This window comes from Janthinobacterium aestuarii, from assembly GCF_046113285.1.
GTDB lineage: Bacteria > Pseudomonadota > Gammaproteobacteria > Burkholderiales > Burkholderiaceae_D > Janthinobacterium.
This window is the reverse complement of record NZ_CP142524.1, coordinates 2225832-2244262: the sequence shown is the minus strand read 5'-3', so window position 1 is coordinate 2244262 and position 18431 is coordinate 2225832. Positions and strand designations below refer to the sequence as shown.

The window sequence follows — 18431 nt, the reverse complement described above, 5'->3', positions numbered from 1 at the left end:
CCAGCAAGGAGTTCCCATGCGCCTGCCCCTGATCGCTCCGCAAGACCTGACGCCCGAACAGCAGCCGCTGTACGACGATATGCGCAAAGGCATCACCAGCAATTTCAACGATTTCATCGCCGTGCGCGAAGACGGCGCCCTGATGGGGCCATGGAATCCGTGGCTGCACGAACCGGCCATCGGCAAGGCCATCTGGGACCTGACCCTGGCCATGACGGCCAACGCCACGCTGCCCGATAACGTGCGCCAGATTGCCATCCTGGTGGTCGGCGCGCGCTACAACGCTGCCTATGAAATCTATGCCCACATCGCCGTCGCGGAGCGCGAAGGCATGTCGGACGAGCGCCTGGCCACGCTGGTGGCCGACGTCAAGCCCGTCGACCTGGACCAGCATGAGAGCATCGCCTACGATCTGGCCTACGCGCTCAGCGGCGGCGGCACGCTGCCGGAGCCGCTGTACCGCCTGGCGCTGGCCACCTTTGGCCAGCACGGCACCAACGAACTGATCTACCTGGTGGGCCTGTACGCGCTGGTCTCGACCACCTTGAACGGCTTCAACGTGCCGGTGCCGGAACGCGACTGAAGGGCCTGCCCCCTCACTTGCCCCCTGCGATGGGAAACGCCGGCGGATGCGCTCTTGCTCTACACTGGCGTTTTATCCTCTGCAACCTCCATGCAACTACCTGCAAACCTCGCCCACATCTCTGTCGAACAAGACTGGCAACACACGACTGCGTATCCACCGCTCGGCTTCACCCCGTTCGCCGAAGGGGCGCTGGGCAATGGCGATACGTTCGGCCTGTACTGGCCCATCGGCCGCGAAGCGTACGAACCGATCGTCGTCGAAACGTGGCACGACGAATGGCGATTGCAGCCGCACTTTTCCAGCCTGGCGGCGTTTCTGTCAGCCTACGCAACGGCGGAAGACGAGTACGTCGCCACGCCATCGCTGGCCGACGACCCCGCTTCGCCGCGCGCCGCGTTCCTGGAAGCCAAGGAATTGATTGCGCAGCGCAATCCCGCAGCGGCCATCGCGCTGCTGGAAGCGGCGCTGGCCATCGTTCCCGAATATACGGACGCGCTGTTGCTGCTGCATGGCCAGTATGTGCGCGCGGGAAGAATCGACGCAGCCGTCAAGGTGGCCATCCAGGCCATCATATCGCCACCATCGTTTGGCGGCCCGCCATTGAAGGCCTTGCAATGGCTGCGCACGCAGCCGGTGCCGGACGGGGAACCAGACCCCATCTGGCGCGCCTGCGGGCAATTGTCGTTCAACTTCGGCGGCAGCAAGGAAAATGCCGATTACCCCGTGCTGCTGGCCGCCATCGACACCTATGTGGAACAAGGCAAGCATCTTTCCGCCTCGACCCTGATGCAGACGTATGCCGAACTGATGAGCGCAGAAACCGTCTCGTTCCAGGAACGCTACGCCTTCGAACCGGCCGCCTTCATCGCGCGGCAAATCGCCGTCAGCGCGCAGCTGCCCAATGGCAGCCGGGACACATCCACGCTATGGCTGCCTGATCTGGCCTGATTTCTGCCGGAACAGCTTGCGATACGCCGACGGCGACGTCTGCAAGCTGGCCCGGAAATGCTGGCGCAGCGACAGGGCCGTGCCGAAGCCGGCTTCTTGCGCCACGATATCGATCGAGGCCGCGCTTTTTTCCAGCAGGCTTTGCGCATGCGCCAGACGCTGGTTCAGCAGCCATTGCTTGAACGAGGTGCCCGTCGCCTGGCGGAAGTGGCGCGTAAAATTGCGCCGGCTCATGGCGGCCCGCTCGGCCAGCGCATCGATGCTGTGCGCCTGGCCCAGGCTGGCCGTCACGCAGGCGAGCACGTCGGCAAAGCGCCCTTCGCTGCCGGACACGGGCAGCGGGCGTTCGATGAACTGGGCCTGCCCGCCCTGGCGGTGCGGCGCCACCAGCAGCCGGCGCGCCACGCGGTTGGCCACCTCGGCGCCCGCCAGCTGGCGCAGCAGATACAGGCAGCAATCGAGGCCGGCCGCCACGCCCGCCGACGTCAGCACGGCGCCATCGTCCACGTACAGCACTTCCCGGTCTACCCTGACCCTGGGATAGCGGGCCGCCAGCCGGTCCGCCATGCCCCAGTGCGTGGCCGCGCTCTTGCCATCCAACAAGCCCGCCTGCGCCAGGGGAAACGCGCCCAGGCACAGGCCCACCATGCGCGCGCCGCGCCCGCTGGCCGCCTGCAGTGCCGCGACCAGTGACGCCGCCGCGTCGCGGCAATCGTCGTGCCAGGCCGGCATGATGACGATATCGGCGCCCTCCAGGCCTTCCAGGCCGAACTCGGGCGTAATGGCGAAGCCGGCCGCCGTGCGCAAGGGCGCGGGGTCGGCGGCACAGACGCGCACGTGGAAAGGCGGCAGATCGGCCTCGTCCGTCTGGGCGCCAAACACGAGACAAGGCACGGACAAGTGGAAAGGCGTCATGCCGTCGAAGGCGATCACGGCCACGCTCAAAGGCGAAGAAGAAGAAATGGCAGGCATGGCCCGATTTTATCGCAGATAGGCCTTCGGGCCACTTTTTGTTTATGCCGTGCGGCTTGAAAATGGCTGTATCGGGGAAGTCCTTCCTCTTTCAAACATTCAGGAGTCAAGCATGTCCACCACTACCGCACCGCGCCGCGCCCTGCTCGTCATCGACGTGCAAAATGAATACTTCACGGGCGACATGCCGATCGAATATCCGTCCGTCGATATTTCCCTGCCCAACATCGTCACCGCCATGGCCGCCGCCCGCGCCGCCGGCGTGCCCGTCATCGTCGTCCAGCACGATGCGCCGGAAGCTTCTCCCATCTTTGCAAAAGGCAGCGACGGCTGGCAGCTGCACCCGCAAGTGGCCGCCTTTGCCGCCGACCACCGCATCAACAAGAGCATGGGCAGCGCGTTTGCGGGCACGGACTTGCGCGCCTGGCTGGAGAGCCGCGGCATCGACACCCTGACGGTGATCGGCTACATGACGCACAACTGCGACGCCGCCACCATCTACCAGGCCGCGCACGACGGCTTGCAAGTCGAGTTCCTTCAGGACGCCACCGGCACCCTGCCCTACGCCAATGCGGGCGGCACGGCCAGCGCCGAGGAAATCCACCGCGTCTTCAGCACGGTGTTCCACTCGAATTTCGCCGCCGTCGTCAGCACGCAGGACTGGCTCGATGCCGTGCGCGCAGGCAAGCCGCTGGACAAGGACAATATTTATCTGTCGAACCAGCGCGCACGCAAGGCGCAGGCGAACTGACGCCGGCGGGAATGGACGGGTATCATGCGTCCATTCCCAACTTGATGATGAACGATGCGAAAAATAACTGTGCTGGGCTTAAGTACTGCCGGTGCTTTCCTGCTGGCCACGGCCGCCCTGGTGCTGGCGGGCCTGAACGACAAGCTGGCCCCGGCCGACGTGATCGTCGTGCCCGGCAACACGATCCTGCCCGACGGCACGCCCAGCCCCCGCCTGCAGGCGCGGCTCGACGCGGCGCTCACACAGTTCCAGGAACGCAGGGCGCCGCGCATCCTCGTCAGCGGGGCGACGGGCAAGGAAGGTTTTGACGAGGCCGCGGCTATGGCCCGCTACCTGCTCAAGCGCGGCGTGCCGGCCGACGCCATCATTGAGGATAATCAAGGCTGGACCACGGACGCCACGGCCCGCAACGCTGCGGCCCTGATGCGCCAACACGGCTGGCACACGGCCATGGTGGCCACGCAATACTTTCACGTGCCCCGCTTCCGGCTGGCTTTGGAGCGGGCCGGCATCGCCGTCAGCGGCCAGGTGCATGCGCCCTATTTCGAATTGCGCGACCTGTATTCCGTACCCAGGGAAACCGTGGGCTACCTTGTGTATTACGTGAAATCCTGAACATGAAGATACTTGCCTTTGCCGCCAGTTTTGGCCTGGTGGCCGCATGCACCGTGCCGTCGATGGCCGCCGCCGATGCGGAGCCAATCGGCGCCGCTGCAAGCCTGTACCTGTTTGGCGCGCTGATGCTGGGGGTGTGCATCACCGCCTTTGGCGCGCTGGCGCGGCGTGTGGACGTGGCGCATGGCCACTGGCTGTCGGCCTGCGTGGGCGCGCTGTGCAGCGCGGTGCTGTATGGCAGTTTCGCGCTGGCATTTGCAACGCAATCGATCACGGCGAGCGTTGCCTATGCCGCCAGCGCCCTGTGTGCCGCAAGCGCGGCCCTGTTGCTGCCGGGCCTGCTAAAGCGCGTGGCAAGGCTTATGGCAAGGCCAGGCCTGTGAGCAGTCACTCGCTCCAGTCGCGCGAGCGCTCCACCGCGCGCTGCCATTTATGCAAGCGCGTCAGCCGTTCGTCGGCCGCCATCTTCGGCTCGAATCGGCGTCCCACCTGCCACTGGGCGGCGATTTCTTCCTGCGACGTCCAGAAACCGACGGCCAGGCCCGCCAGGTAGGCGGCGCCCAGGGCCGTCGTTTCCGTCACCACGGGGCGCACCACAGGGACATTGAGTATGTCGGCCTGGAACTGCATCAGCATGTCGTTGCGGGCCGCGCCGCCATCCACGCGCAACTCGGATAGCGCAATGCCCGCGTCGTCCTGCATGGCGGACAACACATCGACGTTCTGGTAGGCCACGCCCTCCAATGCGGCGCGCGCGATGTGGGCCTTGCCCGTGCCGCGCGTGATGCCGATCAGGGTGCCCCGTGCATACGGGTCCCAGTACGGTGCGCCGAGCCCCGCGAAGGCGGGCACGAAGACGAGGCCGCCCGAATCGGGCACGCTGGTGGCCAGCGCTTCCACTTCGGACGAGTCGCGGATGATGCCGATGCCGTCGCGCATCCATTGCACGGCCGCGCCCGCGATAAAGGCGCTGCCTTCGAGCAAGTAATCAGTCTTGTCGCTGCCGGCGCCCAGGCTCCAGCCCACCGTCGTCAGCAGCCGGTTTTTCGATGGCAGCGGGCGCTTGCCCACGTTCATCAGCATGAAGCAGCCCGTGCCGTAGGTATTTTTCGCCATGCCCGGTTTCAAACAGGCCTGGCCGAACGTGGCCGCCTGCTGGTCGCCCGCGATGCCGGCGATGGGCACGGACACGCCCAACAATGCCGCATGCGTGTGCGCGGCCACGCCGCTCGATGGCACGACGTCGGGCAGCAGGGAGGCGGGAATGTCCAGCAGCGCCAGCAAATCCGTGTCCCACTGCAAAGTATGAATGTTGAACAGCATGGTGCGCGCCGCGTTGCTCGTGTCCGTCAAGTGGGCGCCGCTCATCTTGTAGATCAGCCAGCTGTCGACGGTGCCGAAGGCCAGCTCGCCCCGTTCGGCGCGGGCGCGGGCACCCGGCACGTTGTCAAGCAGCCATTTCAATTTAGTTGCGGAAAAATAGGCGTCCAGCACGAGGCCCGTTTTTTGCTGGATCACGTCCGCCTTGCCCTGCTCCACCAGCAGCTCGCAGAACGCGGCATTGCGGCGGTCTTGCCAGACGATGGCGTTAGCGACGGGTTCGCCCGTGGCGCGGTCCCACAGCACCGTCGTTTCGCGCTGGTTGGTCACGCCGATGGCGGCCACGTCGCTTGCCGCCACGCCGCTGTCGCGCAGCACCTGCTGCAGCACGCCCTCTTGCGAGGCCCAGATGTCGCCCGCGTCATGCTCGACCCAGCCCGGCTGGGGGAATATCTGGCGAAATTCGCGCTGCGCGCTGGCGTGCGGCCGGCCCGCATGGTCGAACAGGATGGCGCGCGAACTGGTGGTGCCCTGGTCTAAAGCAAGTATGTATTTGGTCATGGTCGCTACTACGGCTATACAGTGAAAAAAGGGCACGGACAAGCGCCCGTGCCCCGGGAAAGCGGCGGCAGAAGTTTACACGACTACCTTACCTTGCCTTCTTTCCAGGCCTGCAATAATTTATCGTAGGCAATTGTTTCACCCTTCGGCTTTTCATTCGCCAGCTTTTTCCATGGCGCGTGCTGGTCCGACAGATACTGGTTCGGATCGACCTTGGGATTGAGCTTGGGCGCGCACGCCTTCATGCCGGCCCGCTGCAGGCGCGCCATGACCTGGTCCATTTCCTCGGCCAGGTTATCCATGGCGGCCTGCGGCGTTTTTTCCGCCGTGATGGCCGTGGCCACGTTCTTCCACCACAGCTGGGCCAGCTTCGGATAGTCGGGCACGTTGTTGCCGGTCGGCGTCCACGCCACGCGGGCGGGGCTGCGGTAGAACTCGATCAAGCCGCCGTACTCGTTCGCGTGCTTCGTAAAATAATCGTGGCGGATGTCGGAATCGCGGATGAAGGTCAGGCCGACGATGGATTTCTTCAGCGACACGGTTTTCGACGTAACGAATTGCGCGTACAGCCAGGCGGCGGCCTTGCGGTCATCGGGCGTGGACTTGAACAGGAACCAGGAACCCACGTCCTGATAGCCGTTCTGCATGCCCTCTTTCCAGTACGGGCCGTGCGGCGACGGCGCCATGCGCCATTTCGGTGTGCCGTCCTTGTTGACCACTGGCAAGCCCGGTTTCGTCATGCCGGCCGTAAATGCCGTGTACCAGAAGATTTGCTGGGCGATTTCGCCCTGGGCCGGCACGGGGCCCGATTCCGAGAAATTCATGCCGTTCGCCTGCGGCGGCGCGTATTTCTTCATCCAGTCGATATATTTCGTCAGCGCAAACACGGCCGCCGGCGAATTGGTGGCGCCGCCGCGCGACATCGACGCGCCCACGGGCGTGCACTTGTCGGCCGCCACCTTGATGCCCCACTCGTCGACCGGCATGCCGTTCGGAATGCCCTTGTCGGCCGCGCCAGCCATCGACAGCCACGCATCGGTGAAGCGCCAGCCCAGGGACGGATCTTTCTTGCCGTAATCCATGTGGCCATAGACTTTCTTGCCGTCCAGTTCCTTCACGTCATTCGTGAAGAAATCGGCGATGTCTTCATAGGCGGACCAGTTCTGCGGCACGCCCAGTTCGTAGCCATACTTGGCCTTGAACTTGGCCTGCAAATCCTTGCGCGCGAACCAGTCGGCGCGGAACCAGTACAGGTTGGCGAATTGCTGGTCGGGCAACTGGTACACCTTGCCGTCCGGCGCCGTGGTAAAGCTGATGCCGATGAAATCTTTCAGGTCCAGGCCCGGATTCGTGAATTCCTTGCCCTTGGCGGCCATGTAGTCGGACAGCGGTTCCACGGCGCCATAGCGGTAATGCGTGCCGATCAGGTCGGAATCGGAAATCCAGCCGTCATAGATGCTCTTGCCCGACTGCATCGACGTCTGCAGCTTTTCCACCACGTCGCCTTCCTGGATGATGTCGTGGCGCACCTTGATGCCCGTGATTTCCTCGAAGGCCTTGGCCAGGGTCTTCGATTCGTAGACGTGGGTGTCGATGGTTTCCGAGACCACGGAAATTTCCTTGATGCCCTTGGCTTTGAGCTTGGCCGCCGCATCGATGAACCATTTCATTTCAGCAAGCTGTTGCTGCTTGCTCAGGCTGGATGGCTGGAATTCCTTGTCGATCCAGGTTTGCGCCTGCTTGGCGTCGGCCAGGGCCGCGTTCGACACGAGCATGGCCGCAGCCGCGAAGACCGTGAACTTCAATTTCATCGTGAATCTCCTTTTATTTTATTGCCGGCCGCCTGCTGACGGTCCGGCCTCCATCAACACCGGCAAGCCGGTCATCCCCAACGCATTACCACTAATAAAATGACAAAACTGATGGCGGCGCCTATCGCCTGCTGCATTTCCGTGAACCCCGCCCAGGCCAGATTCACGTAGGCCGCCGTGAGCAAGCCGATGAACAGGCGGTCGCCGCGCGTCGTCGGCATGGGCAAAAAGCCCTTGCGTGCTATGCTGGGCGAGCGGATTTGCCACACCGTCATGCCAGCCAGCATCAAGCCGATGCAGATGAAGAAGATGGCCACTTCCGGCGTCCACGCCATCCAGCCGAACAGGCTGGCTGTGCTATCGGTATTATTTTCCATATCACACCCTCCCCATCGCGAAACCCTTGGCAATGTAATGCCGCACGAACCAGATCACCAGCGCGCCGGGCACGATGGTCAGCACGCCGGCCGCCGCCAGCACGCCCCAGTCCATGCCGGCCGCCGACACCGTGCGAGTCATGGTGGCGGCAATGGGCTTGGCATTGACGGAGGTCAAGGTGCGCGCCAACAGCAGTTCCACCCAGCTGAACATGAAGCAGAAGAACGCCGTCACGCCCACGCCCGACTTGATCATCGGCAAGAAGATGCGGATGAAGAAACGGGGAAAGCTGTAGCCGTCGATATACGCCGTTTCGTCGATTTCCTTCGGCACGCCGGACATGAAACCTTCCAAAATCCACACGGCCAGCGGCACGTTGAACACCATGTGCGCCAGCGCCACGGCCAGATGCGTATCCATCAGGCCCACCGTCGAGTACAGCTGGAAGAAGGGCACGAGGAAGACGGCGGGCGGCGTCATGCGGTTGGTCAAGAGCCAGAAGAACAAATGCTTGTCGCCGACAAAGTTATAGCGGGAAAAAGCGTAGGCTGCCGGCAAGGCGACGGTGACGGACATGACCATATTCAAGGCCACGTAAATCATGGAATTGATGTAGCCGCTGTACCAGGAACGGTCGGTAAAAATCGTGTGGTAGTTGGCGAACGTCCATTGCTGCGGCCACAGGCTCAGCACGCCCACGATTTCCTCGTTGGTCTTGAGCGACATATTGAGCATCCAGTAGATGGGCAACAGCGAGCCCAGCAAAAAGACGATCAGGATGGTGCTGCTCATTTTCTTGTGCATCATTTCTGGTCTCCCGTGCCGACTCTCTGCATCCACGTGTACAGCACAAAGCAGAACAGCAGGATGATGAGGAAATAGATCAGTGAGAAGGCCGAGGCCGGCCCCAGGTCGAACTGGCCCACGGCCTTTTGCGTCAGGTATTGCGACAGGAACGTGGTGGCATTGCCCGGTCCGCCGCCCGTCAGCACGAACGGTTCCGTGTAGATCATGAAACTGTCCATGAAGCGCAGCAAGACGGCGATCATCAGCACATTGCGCAGTTTCGGCAGCTGGATGTAGCGGAACACGGCCAGGCGCGAGGCGCCGTCGATGCGTGCCGCCTGGTAATACGCGTCAGGAATGGCGCGCAAACCCGCATAGCACAGCAGCACCACCAGCGGCGTCCAGTGCCAGATATCCATCACCATCACGGTCAGCCAGGCGTCGAGCGAATTGCCGTTGTAGTTGTAGTCGAATCCCAGCTGATTCAGGGTATAGCCCATCAGGCCGATGTCGCCGCGGCCGAAGATTTGCCAGATGGTGCCCACCACGTTCCAGGGAATGAGCAAGGGCAGCGCGATCAGCACCAGCGCCAGCGATGCCTTCCAGCCATCGGCCGGCATGCACAGGGCAATCAAGATGCCGAGCGGAATCTGGATGGCCAGCACGGAGCCGGAAAACAGCAGCTGGCGCAGCAAGGCGCTGTGCAAGTCGCCGTCGAGCATGACCATGCGGAACCACTCGGTGCCCACGAAGACCTTTTGCGTGGGGCTCAGAATATCCTGCACGGAATAATTGACCACCGTCATCAGGGGCAGGATGGCGGAAAAGGCCACGCACAGCAGCACGGGCAGGATCAGCAGCCAGGCGCGGCGGTTATTATCGGTTTTACCGTTATGTATCATCAGGCCACCCGCTTATCGTTGACATAGAACAAGGTGCGTTGCGGCGGAAAATGCAGCCGCACGGCATCGCCCACCACCGCATTGATGGCGCGCAGCTTGGCCGCCACCGTCGTGCCGCCCAGCTGGAATTCCGCCAGGTAATGCGTGCCCATATTGCGCACGGCCGTCACCGTGGCGTCCAGGCAATGATCGCTGCCCGCACCGCCCTCGCCCGCCTTCAGGCATGCGACGAATTCCGGCCGCACGCCCAGCGTGATTTTCCCTTGCGCGCCAGCCAGGGCCGCGCGGGCGGAAGCGGACACGGCCAGCGCCTGCCCCGCCACGCGCACGCCGCCATCGTCCAGGGTGCAATCGAGCAAGTTCATGCCCGGGTTGCCGATGAAATAGCCGACAAAGGTGTGCTCGGGTTCCTCGAACAGCGCCTGCGCGCTGCCCGTCTGCACCACTTCGCCCTGCGTCATGACGACCACCTGGTCGGCAAAGGTCAAGGCTTCCACCTGGTCGTGCGTGACGTAGATCAACGACAATTTCAGTTCGTGGTGGATTTCCTTCAACTTTCTGCGCAACAGCCATTTCAAATGCGGATCGATCACCGTCAGCGGTTCGTCGAACAGCACGGCCGCCACGTCGGGACGCACGAGCCCCCGTCCCAGCGAAATTTTTTGCTTGGCGTCCACGGACAAGCCGCTGGCGCGCAGTTTCAAGTCGCCCGTCAGCTCCAGCATCTGCGCCACCTGCTGCACGCGCTTTTTCACCTCGCTCTCTTTCCAGCCGCGATTACGCAGCGGAAACGCCAGGTTGTCGTGCACGGTCATGGTGTCGTAGATGACGGGAAACTGGAACACTTGCGCGATATTGCGTGCTTCCGTCGGCAGCTGCGTCACATCCTTGCCGTCGAACAGCACCTTGCCATGCGACGGTTTCACGAGACCGGAGATAATATTGAGCAAGGTCGTCTTGCCGCAGCCGGACGGCCCCAGCAAGGCATAGGCGCCGCCGTCATGCCATTCCATGCTCATGGGCCGCAGCGCATAGTCGGCGGGTGCCGTCGGGTTCGGTTTGTAGGCGTGAGCCAGGTCCACCAGTTCGATGCGCGCCATGTCACACCCCTCCTTGCACAGGAGCGAACAATAGCCCGCCATCGTCGGCGAAGATCAGCAAGGCATGCGGCTGGCAATACACGGTGCAGGCGCTGCCGATCTCCAGATTGTGCACGCCGCCGAGCTGGGCCACCAGCGCCAGCTCGCCGCGGCGCGCATGCACATAGGTTTCCGAGCCGCTGATTTCCGCCAGGTCCACCGTAGCTGCGATGGCCACGTCGCCTTCGGACTGGGGCGATAAATGCAGACTGTGCGCGCGCACGCCGAGGATCACGTCGCGCCGCTCGCCGAGGCGGGCGCGCTGTGCGCCGCTCAGGTGGATGGCCAGGCCGTCGGCTGCCTGCGCCACGCCATCGGCGCTCACGCGGGCGGGAATCAGGTTGATCGGCGGGTCGCTGAAGGTGCGCGCCACATCGATGGAATTGGGGGCGTTGAAGACGTCCAGGGTCGGTCCCTGCTGCAGCAGCCGTCCCTCGTGCAGCACGGCCACGTGGCCGCCCAGTTGCAGCGCTTCCAGCGGTTCCGTGGTCGCGTACACGACCGTCGTGCTGCCGCTGGAAAACAGTTCCGTCAATTCGCGGCGCAATTCCTCGCGCAGTTTGTAATCGAGGTTGACCAGGGGCTCGTCGAGCAGCAGCAACGATGCGTCCTTGATCAGCGCGCGTCCCAGCGCCGTGCGTTGCTGCTGCCCGCCCGACAATTCTCCGGGCGTGCGCTGCAGGTAGGGCGTGATGTGCAGGCGCTCGGCCAGCGCCAGCACTTTCGCGCGGATCTGCTCTTCGGGCACCTTGCGCAAACGCAAGGGCGAAGCGATATTGTCGTAGACGGTAAAGGCCGGATAGTTGATGAATTGCTGGTACACCATGGCCAGGTTACGTTTGCTGACGGGCACGCCCGTCACGTCGACGCCGTCGGCCGTCACCGTGCCCCCGCTGGGCTTGTCCAGCCCCGCCATCACGCGCATCAGGGTCGTCTTGCCGGCACGCGTGGTGCCCAGCAAGACGTTGATGGCGCCCGGCACCAATGCCAGCGACATCGGATATAAAAAATCGTCAGCCCCCTGCTTCCTGCTGATCTTGTCCAGTACCAGTTGCACGCGCTTCTCCTCCAGTGATGGTTTCTTATTCTTCGCCGCGCCCTCTGCGGGGTGCGGTCGCCAACGTGTGCTGCCTACAACGACAACGGGTGCTGCAACAGCCAGGCGTCGAGCGTGTCCGCCGTTTCGCGCGGCAGGTGCAGGCCCAGCTTGGAGCGCCGCCACAGCATGTCGGCCGCGCTGACGGCCCATTCGTGGCGCCGCAAATAGTCCACTTCCGCCGCGTACAGGCCGGCGGCGATTTCCTCGCCCATGGCCGCCACATCCGTCCGCCCGGCGAGCAGCACGTGGATGCGCGTGCCGTAGGCGCGTGCATAGCGCGCCACCAGCGCCGCCGGCAGCCACGCATAGTCGCGCTGCAAGCCCTGCACGAACTGGCCGAACTCGCGCACGGACCGGTTCTGCGGCGTGCTGCCGAACACATCGCCGCCGGGCAGGCAGGCGTTGGCCGTCCAGGCCGGCCGCGCATTGCCCGGCACCGGCGCCAACAACGGCGCGAGCACATCGAGCGCTTCCTCCGCCAGCTTGCGGAACGTGGTGATCTTGCCGCCGAAAATACTGAGCAGCGGCGCCCCTTCCCGGTCCAGCTCGAAGCGGTAATCGCGCGTGACGGCCTTGGCGTCGGCCGCCGCGTCTTCCACCAGCGGGCGCACGCCCGCATACGTCCACACCACGTCGGCCGGCACAATGGGCTTGCTGAAATAGTAACTGGAAAGCTCGCACAAGTAACGAATTTCCTCGTCGTCGATTTCCACCTTGCCGCTGTCGCCGTGGTAGTCGAGATCGGTGGTGCCGATCAGGGTGAAATCGTGCTCATACGGAATGGCAAACACGATGCGCCCGTCCGGATGCTGGAAGATATACGCGTGATCGTGCTCGAACAATCGCTTGACGACGATGTGGCTGCCCTTGATCAGGCGCAAATGCCGGCCCTGTCCGCCCGGCGCCGCCTGCTGCAGGAATTCGGCCGTCCACGGCCCGGCCGCATTGACGACGCTGCGCGCACGCACGGACAGCTCACGTCCGTCGCCTTGCAGCAGGGTCGCCAGCCAGGAGGCGTCCGCACCCGCGCCGTCGCGCCGCAGGGCCGTGCAGCGCGTCTGCGTGAGGATGGTCGCCCCCTTGTCCGCCGCGTCGATGGCGTTCAAGACCACCAGGCGCGCATCGTCGACCCAGCCGTCGGAATACACGAAGCCGCGCTTGAATTCGGGTTTTAACGGTTTGCCGGCCGCGTGGCGCGTCAGGTCGATGCCCTGCGAGCCAGGTAGGATTTCCCGCTTGGCCAGCATGTCGTACAGAAACAGGCCGGCGCGTATCAGCCAGGCGGGGCGCTGGCCCTGGGCGTGCGGCATGACGAAGCGCAAGGGCCACATGATGTGCGGCGCCGAGCGCAGCAGCACTTCGCGCTCGATCAGCGCCTTGCGCACGAGGCCGAATTCATAGTATTCGAGGTAGCGCAGGCCGCCGTGTATCAGCTTGGTGGAAGCGGACGAGGTGTGGGCAGCGAGGTCGTCCTTTTCGCACAGCACCACGGACAAGCCCCGCCCGGCCGCGTCGCGCGCGATGCCGGCGCCATTGATGCCGCCGCCCACCACCAGCACGTCGCATGCCATCGTTGTCTCCACACCTTGCTGTGCTGCCGCCATCGGGACTCCGTGTCTGTCGGGAAAGGCCGGCGAGGAAAGACTAGGCATCGCCGGCGACTGTCGTTAAGATCAATACAGCTGTAATTCGAATGCAATATGGATAAGATACGCCAGATTGCGAATCGATAGCAACATATTTTTATCACTATTTGTTCGTTTTTGTTCGTTTGTGTTTTTTAAAGAGACAAGCCCATGATTTTGAATCCCCGCCAGCGCCGCTTGCTCGAAGTGGTGCGCCAGAAGGTCACCATGTCCGTCGAGGAGCTGGCCCAGCAGCTGGACGTGACGCCACAGACCGTGCGCCGCGACGTCAAGCAGATGGAAGAAGCGCGCCTGCTGGCCCGCTACCACGGCGGAGTCGGCTTGCCCTCGTCCGTGGAAAACATCGATTACAGCCAGCGGCAAGTGTTCAACAGCGACGCCAAGCGGCGCATCGCCGCCGCCGTCGCCGCGCAGGTGCCGCACGGCTGTTCGCTCTTGATCAATATCGGCACGACCACCGAGGAAGTGGCGCGCGCGCTGAGCCGCCATACGGGCTTGCACGTGGTGACGAACAACCTCAACGTGGCCGCCATCCTGGCCGACAACGCCGCCTGCGAAGTCATCGTGGCCGGCGGCGTGGTGCGCGGGCGCGACCGCGGCATCGTCGGTGAAGCCACCATCGACTTCATCCGCCAGTTCAAGGTCGACATCGGCATCATCGGCATTTCCAGCATCGACGAAGATGGCAGCCTGCGCGACTTCGACGCGCGCGAAGTGAAGGTGGCGCAAGCGATCATCGAGCAGTCGCGCGAAGTGTGGCTGGTGGCCGACCAGCATAAATTCGGCCGCAAGGCGCTGGTGCGCCTGGCCGACCTGGCGCAAGTGGACATCCTGTTTACGGACGCGCCGCCGCCGCCCCGCTTTGCCGAGGTGCTGCGCGACGCGAACGTGAAAGTGCACGTCGCCGCCTGACGGCGACAGTGTTGCGGCCGGCTCAGTGCGCGATGGCAAGCTTGCCGAAATGGCGGCCGCCGGCAGCCAGCTGCGCATACGCTTCGGCCGTGTCGCCGAGGCCGAACACGCGGTCGATGACGGGCACGATGCCATGCGCGGCGATGGCCTGGGCCGCCTGCGCCAGGTCCGCCACGGAACCGGTGTTGTTGCCGACGATGCGCAAGGCCTTGACGATGACGGGAAGCAAATCGATGCTGGCCGCCGTGCCGCCGACAAAACCCACCGTGAAGACCGTGCCGCCCACCGCTGCCGCGTTGAGCGAGCGCACGATGGTGGCGCCGCCCACCGTCTCGACCACCAGATCGGCGCCCCGCCCGCCGGTCAGTTTCAGCACTTCCGCATCCCAGGCCGGCGTGGCCCGGTAGTTGATCAGGTGATCGGCGCCCAGCTGGCGCGCCCGCTCCAGCTTGTCATCGCTGGAAGACGCGAGGATCACCGTGGCGCCCGACGCCTTGGCGAACTGCAAGGCAAACAGGCTGACGCCGCCCGTTCCCAACAGCAACACCACCGATCCGGGGCGCACTTGCGCCGAACGCACGGCATTCCACGCCGTCGTGGCTGCAATCGGCAGGGCCGCACCCTGGATAAAATCGAGGTGGGCCGGCAAGGCGACCAGGCTGGCGGCGGGGACGGCCACGTATTCGGCCAGCGAACCCGGCAAGGTGACGCCGCGCATCGCGCCCACGTTGTGCGGCGTGATGGCGCCGCCCTGCCAGCGCGGCATGAAGTGCGGGATGACGCGGTCGCCGACGGCCAGCCCGCTGACGCCCTCGCCCAGCGCCGCCACTTCGCCCGCGCCGTCGGCGACGGGAATCAGCGGAAAGGCCGCGCCGGCAAAGTTGCCGGTCGCAATGGCCACGTCGAGAAAGTTCAGCGTGGCGGCGCGCAGGCGCAGCAGCACCTCGCCCCGGCCGGCCTGCGGCTCGGGCAGCTCGGTCTGGCGAAACGCGGTGAGGGAAGGAGCGGTCAGTTGGATGGCTTGCATGGTCTGTTCTCGGGCAATGGGTCAGGGTGGCCGCGCGCTGGCGGGACAAACAGCAGTGTCATTTAAAATCATTAATAGATAAACTATGGTTTGATTCAATGATTTGACAGCAGGGATTGCCAATGGATTTGCTCGACAGCATGAAGGTGTATGTACTGGCCGTGGAAAAAGGCAGCTTGAGCGCCGCCGCGGCCGCCTGCGGGATCTCCGCGACGATGGCCGGCAACCACCTGCGGACGCTGGAAAAGCGCCTGGGCATGCAGTTGCTCCAGCGCACCACCCGGCGCCAGCACCTGACGGCCTTCGGTGAGGATTACTATGCGCGCTGCAAGGAAATCCTCAGGCTGGTGGCCGAAACCGATGTCCAGGCGCAAAACCTGCAACTGGCGCCCGCCGGCAAGCTGCGCATCACGGCGCCCCTCACCTTCGGCGCGGAAGCGCTGATGCCCGCCATGGCCGCATACCTGGAGCGCTATCCCGACGTGAGCATCGATGTGTCGCTGAGCGACCGCGTGGCCGACCTGGTGGAGGAAGGTTTCGAGGCCGCCATCCGCATCGGCCAGTTGCCCGATTCCTTGCTGATCGCCAGACCGCTGGCGCCCTACCGGCTGATGATCTGCGCCGCTCCCGACTATCTGGCGCGCAGGGGAACGCCGCGCCACCCGGCCGAGCTGAGCCGGCACGAATGCCTGTCCTTCTCGCCCGCCGCCCTGGCGCATTGGCGCCTGACAGGCGAGGACGGCGTCTGCAGCGTGCCCATCTCGGGCCGCCTGCAAGTCAACCACGGCCAGGCGCTGCGCGTTGCCGCACTGCATGGCATGGGCATCGTGCTGCAACCGGCCTTCCTGCTGGAAACGGACGTGCGGGCGGGCCGCCTGGTCCAGCTGTTTCCCGCGCATGCGCTGCCCAGCCGCCCCTTGAACGTAGTCTACCTGCCGGACCGCTATCGCTCGCCCAAGCTGCGCAGCTTCGTCGATTTTCTCGTGGAACGGTTCAGCTAAGAGCCTATCCCAGTAGGGAGCGTCTTTTTGCAAGCAGCACATCAGGAGCGCGGACAAGGCGCGAGGAGGACGCGTGGCGAACCACGCGACGACTCCCCGCTTCTGAGGGGCGCTTGCAAGAGATGTATTCATCTACTGGGATAGGCTCTAAGTAGCGCCGGCAACACACCTGTGCCATGCGACAGTGATCGCGCTTGAAATATTTATCAATTCGGCAAAATTCATGTTACCATTGATACAACATGAGTTATTTTTTTAATCTTCCTCTCTAGCAATACGATTATTTGCTTGATATTGCTTTTTATATATTTAGAGCAAGAGAAAAAGGAAAAACTTTTTGCCGCTGAATGATTTCCTGTGAAAACAGTGTTAGAAATACCTCAAGCACGACGATTGTTCCCAAACAAACCACTCGACAGCAAGCGTGAAGGCCTTAACCATGCCGGCAACGCCGCCCAGTGAAGGAAGAGAAATGAGTCATAATTTTGAATCGGCCGCCACGCAAGCCGCCCATCCCAACAGCGTTCCCGTCAGCGAACTGGAAGCCCATCTCGGTTACTGGCTGCGTTTCGTTTCCAACCATGTGTCCCACAGCTTCCAGAAGAAAGCCGAAGCCAATGGCGTGACGGTGTCCGAATGGGTGGTGCTGCGCGAAATGTTCCGCCTGGGCTGCACCTCGCCCACGGTGCTGGCGCAGGTGTCCGGCATGAGCAAGGGCGCCGTGTCGAAACTGATCGACCGCCTGGAAAGCAAGGGCATGGTCAGCAAATCCATCCTGCTGGCCGACCGCCGCCAGCACTCGATCGAACTGACCACGGAAGGCGAGGCGCTGGTGCCGGTGCTGGCCGAAATGGCCGACCAGAACGACGAGGAATTCTTCGGCAAGCTGCCGCGCCAGCTGCGCGACGATCTGCTCGAAGCGATGAAGGAAGTGGCGCGCACGCACCACCTCAAAAGCGTCCCGCTGAACTGACAGCCAGCGCACTGCCGGCAAGGATGACACGGTGGCGCGGGCGCTTCGGCTATGATGCTGGCCTGACTGTTTACCAGGAACACGCATGGCCCTGCACATCGAAACTCCCTTGCTCAACTCGCGCGCCCTGAGCCTGCTCAGCGAACGCGCCATCTGGCTCAAACTCGAAGCCTTGCAGCCGCCCGGCTCCTTCAAGATCCGCGGCATCGGCCTCGCCTGCGAAGAATACGCGCGGCGCGGCGCCAGCCGCTTCATTTCCTCTTCCGGCGGCAATGCCGGCATCGCCGTCGCCTATGCGGGACGCCAGCTCGGCATTCCCGTCATCGTCGTCGTGCCGGAAACGACGAGCGAACGGGCCAAGGCCCTGATCGCCCAGGAAGGCGCCGAAGTCATCGTGCACGGCGCCGCCTGGCAGGAAGCGAACGCGCTGGCCCAATCGATGCTCACGCCGCAAGACGCTTTTTTGCACCCGTTCGACGACCCGCTGCTGTGGCAGGGCCATGCCGGCATGATCGATGAAGTAGCGCGCGCGGGCCTGAAACCGGACGCGGTGGTGCTGTCGGTGGGCGGCGGCGGCCTGCTGGCCGGCGTGGCCGAAGGCTTGCAGCGCAACGGCTGGGATGACGTGGCCATCGTGGCCGTCGAAACGCAAGGCGCCGCTTCGCTGGCGGCGGCCGTGTCCGCGCGCGAACACGTGGCCCTGCCGGCCGTGAGCAGCATCGCCACGTCGCTGGCCGCGCGCCAGGTGTGCGCGCAGGCATACGCCATCAGCCAGACCCGTCTGCTGCACAGCGTGGTGGTGTCGGACCGCGCCGCCGTCGACGCCTGCCAGCGCTTTGTCGCCGACCAGCGCCTGGTGGTGGAACCGGCCTGCGGCGCGGCGCTGGCGGCCGTCTACGGCAAGGCGCCGGAACTGGCGCCCTACCGCAATGTGCTCGTCATCGTGTGCGGCGGCGTGACGGCCACCACGCAGCAGCTCGATCACTGGAGCGCCACCCTGTAGT

General features: G+C 64.0%; 19 protein-coding genes. 9 read left to right on the top strand and 10 right to left on the bottom strand.

What is annotated here, in order from left to right; genetic code table 11:
* The first annotated feature begins 16 nt into the window (after positions 1-16).
* Positions 17-583, top strand: a complete 567-nt coding sequence (locus tag OX462_RS10120) for a carboxymuconolactone decarboxylase family protein (protein WP_409028320.1) — start codon at positions 17-19, stop codon at positions 581-583.
* Between the two features lie 90 nt (positions 584-673).
* The gene (locus tag OX462_RS10115) at positions 674-1534 is read left to right on the top strand and encodes a tetratricopeptide repeat protein (RefSeq protein WP_409028319.1); all 861 of its coding nucleotides are present in this window, start codon (positions 674-676) and stop codon (positions 1532-1534) included.
* Here the strand turns inward: OX462_RS10115 and OX462_RS10110 are convergent.
* A complete protein-coding gene (locus OX462_RS10110; protein WP_409028737.1) occupies positions 1511-2479 on the bottom strand; it encodes a GlxA family transcriptional regulator in 969 nt (322 codons plus the stop codon). The two genes, OX462_RS10115 and OX462_RS10110, sit on opposite strands and share 24 nt — an antisense overlap.
* A gap of 139 nt (positions 2480-2618) precedes the next feature.
* Here OX462_RS10110 and OX462_RS10105 point away from each other — a divergent pair, with 139 nt between their 5' ends.
* From OX462_RS10105 to OX462_RS10095, 3 genes are read left to right on the top strand one after another with little or no spacing between them, the layout of a single operon-like run.
* Positions 2619-3257 carry a cysteine hydrolase family protein gene (locus OX462_RS10105; protein WP_121669952.1) on the top strand — a complete coding sequence of 213 codons (639 nt, stop codon included), beginning with the start codon at positions 2619-2621 and terminating at the stop codon, positions 3255-3257.
* Between the two features lie 54 nt (positions 3258-3311).
* Entirely contained in the window at positions 3312-3872 is a 561-nt protein-coding gene (locus OX462_RS10100) for a YdcF family protein (protein ID WP_409028318.1), read from the top strand.
* Between the two features lie 2 nt (positions 3873-3874).
* A complete protein-coding gene (locus OX462_RS10095; protein ID WP_230504590.1) occupies positions 3875-4255 on the top strand; it encodes a hypothetical protein in 381 nt (126 codons plus the stop codon).
* 4 nt (positions 4256-4259) lie between these two features.
* Here OX462_RS10095 and glpK read toward each other — a convergent pair whose 3' ends face one another.
* The 8 genes from glpK to glpD all read right to left on the bottom strand — a co-directional run bounded on the left by glpK (position 4260) and on the right by glpD (position 13439).
* Complete coding sequence (gene glpK, locus OX462_RS10090; protein ID WP_409028317.1) at positions 4260-5753, bottom strand: glycerol kinase GlpK; 1494 nt, start codon at positions 5751-5753, stop codon at positions 4260-4262.
* 83 nt (positions 5754-5836) lie between these two features.
* Complete coding sequence (locus tag OX462_RS10085; RefSeq protein WP_034779106.1) at positions 5837-7564, bottom strand: ABC transporter substrate-binding protein; 1728 nt, start codon at positions 7562-7564, stop codon at positions 5837-5839.
* A 71-nt stretch (positions 7565-7635) separates the two neighbouring features.
* Complete coding sequence (locus OX462_RS10080) at positions 7636-7911, bottom strand: DUF2160 domain-containing protein (RefSeq protein WP_076567124.1); 276 nt, start codon at positions 7909-7911, stop codon at positions 7636-7638.
* Positions 7912-7942: 31 nt separating this feature from the next.
* Positions 7943-8749 (bottom strand): carbohydrate ABC transporter permease, encoded by an 807-nt coding sequence (locus OX462_RS10075; RefSeq protein WP_070222208.1) that lies wholly within the window; start codon positions 8747-8749, stop codon positions 7943-7945.
* A complete protein-coding gene (locus OX462_RS10070) occupies positions 8746-9630 on the bottom strand; it encodes a carbohydrate ABC transporter permease (protein WP_034754965.1) in 885 nt (294 codons plus the stop codon). Before OX462_RS10070 ends, OX462_RS10075 begins: the two co-directional genes overlap by 4 nt.
* A complete protein-coding gene (locus OX462_RS10065; protein ID WP_409028316.1) occupies positions 9630-10730 on the bottom strand; it encodes an ABC transporter ATP-binding protein in 1101 nt (366 codons plus the stop codon). Before OX462_RS10065 ends, OX462_RS10070 begins: the two co-directional genes overlap by 1 nt.
* A gap of 1 nt (position 10731) precedes the next feature.
* A complete protein-coding gene (locus tag OX462_RS10060) occupies positions 10732-11826 on the bottom strand; it encodes an ABC transporter ATP-binding protein (RefSeq protein WP_121669955.1) in 1095 nt (364 codons plus the stop codon).
* Positions 11827-11900: 74 nt separating this feature from the next.
* On the bottom strand, positions 11901-13439 hold the full coding sequence (gene glpD, locus OX462_RS10055) for a glycerol-3-phosphate dehydrogenase (RefSeq protein ID WP_409028315.1): 1539 nt from the start codon (positions 13437-13439) through the stop codon (positions 11901-11903).
* A 225-nt stretch (positions 13440-13664) separates the two neighbouring features.
* Here glpD and OX462_RS10050 point away from each other — a divergent pair, with 225 nt between their 5' ends.
* Positions 13665-14426: a DeoR/GlpR family DNA-binding transcription regulator gene (locus OX462_RS10050; protein WP_175445210.1), complete on the top strand. Its 762-nt coding sequence runs from the start codon at positions 13665-13667 to the stop codon at positions 14424-14426.
* A gap of 22 nt (positions 14427-14448) precedes the next feature.
* On the opposite strand, the gene OX462_RS10045 is transcribed toward OX462_RS10050, so the two are convergent.
* Complete coding sequence (locus tag OX462_RS10045; protein WP_409028314.1) at positions 14449-15453, bottom strand: zinc-dependent alcohol dehydrogenase family protein; 1005 nt, start codon at positions 15451-15453, stop codon at positions 14449-14451.
* Between the two features lie 122 nt (positions 15454-15575).
* Between OX462_RS10045 and OX462_RS10040 the strand changes: the two genes are divergently transcribed.
* The 3 genes from OX462_RS10040 to OX462_RS10030 all read left to right on the top strand — a co-directional run bounded on the left by OX462_RS10040 (position 15576) and on the right by OX462_RS10030 (position 18430).
* Positions 15576-16454 (top strand): LysR family transcriptional regulator, encoded by an 879-nt coding sequence (locus OX462_RS10040; protein ID WP_409028313.1) that lies wholly within the window; start codon positions 15576-15578, stop codon positions 16452-16454.
* A 472-nt stretch (positions 16455-16926) separates the two neighbouring features.
* Positions 16927-17427, top strand: coding sequence for a MarR family winged helix-turn-helix transcriptional regulator (locus OX462_RS10035; protein WP_070222220.1), 501 nt, complete (start codon positions 16927-16929; stop codon positions 17425-17427).
* An 85-nt stretch (positions 17428-17512) separates the two neighbouring features.
* Complete coding sequence (locus OX462_RS10030) at positions 17513-18430, top strand: pyridoxal-phosphate dependent enzyme (RefSeq protein WP_409028312.1); 918 nt, start codon at positions 17513-17515, stop codon at positions 18428-18430.
* The last annotated feature ends 1 nt before the right edge of the window (position 18431 follow it).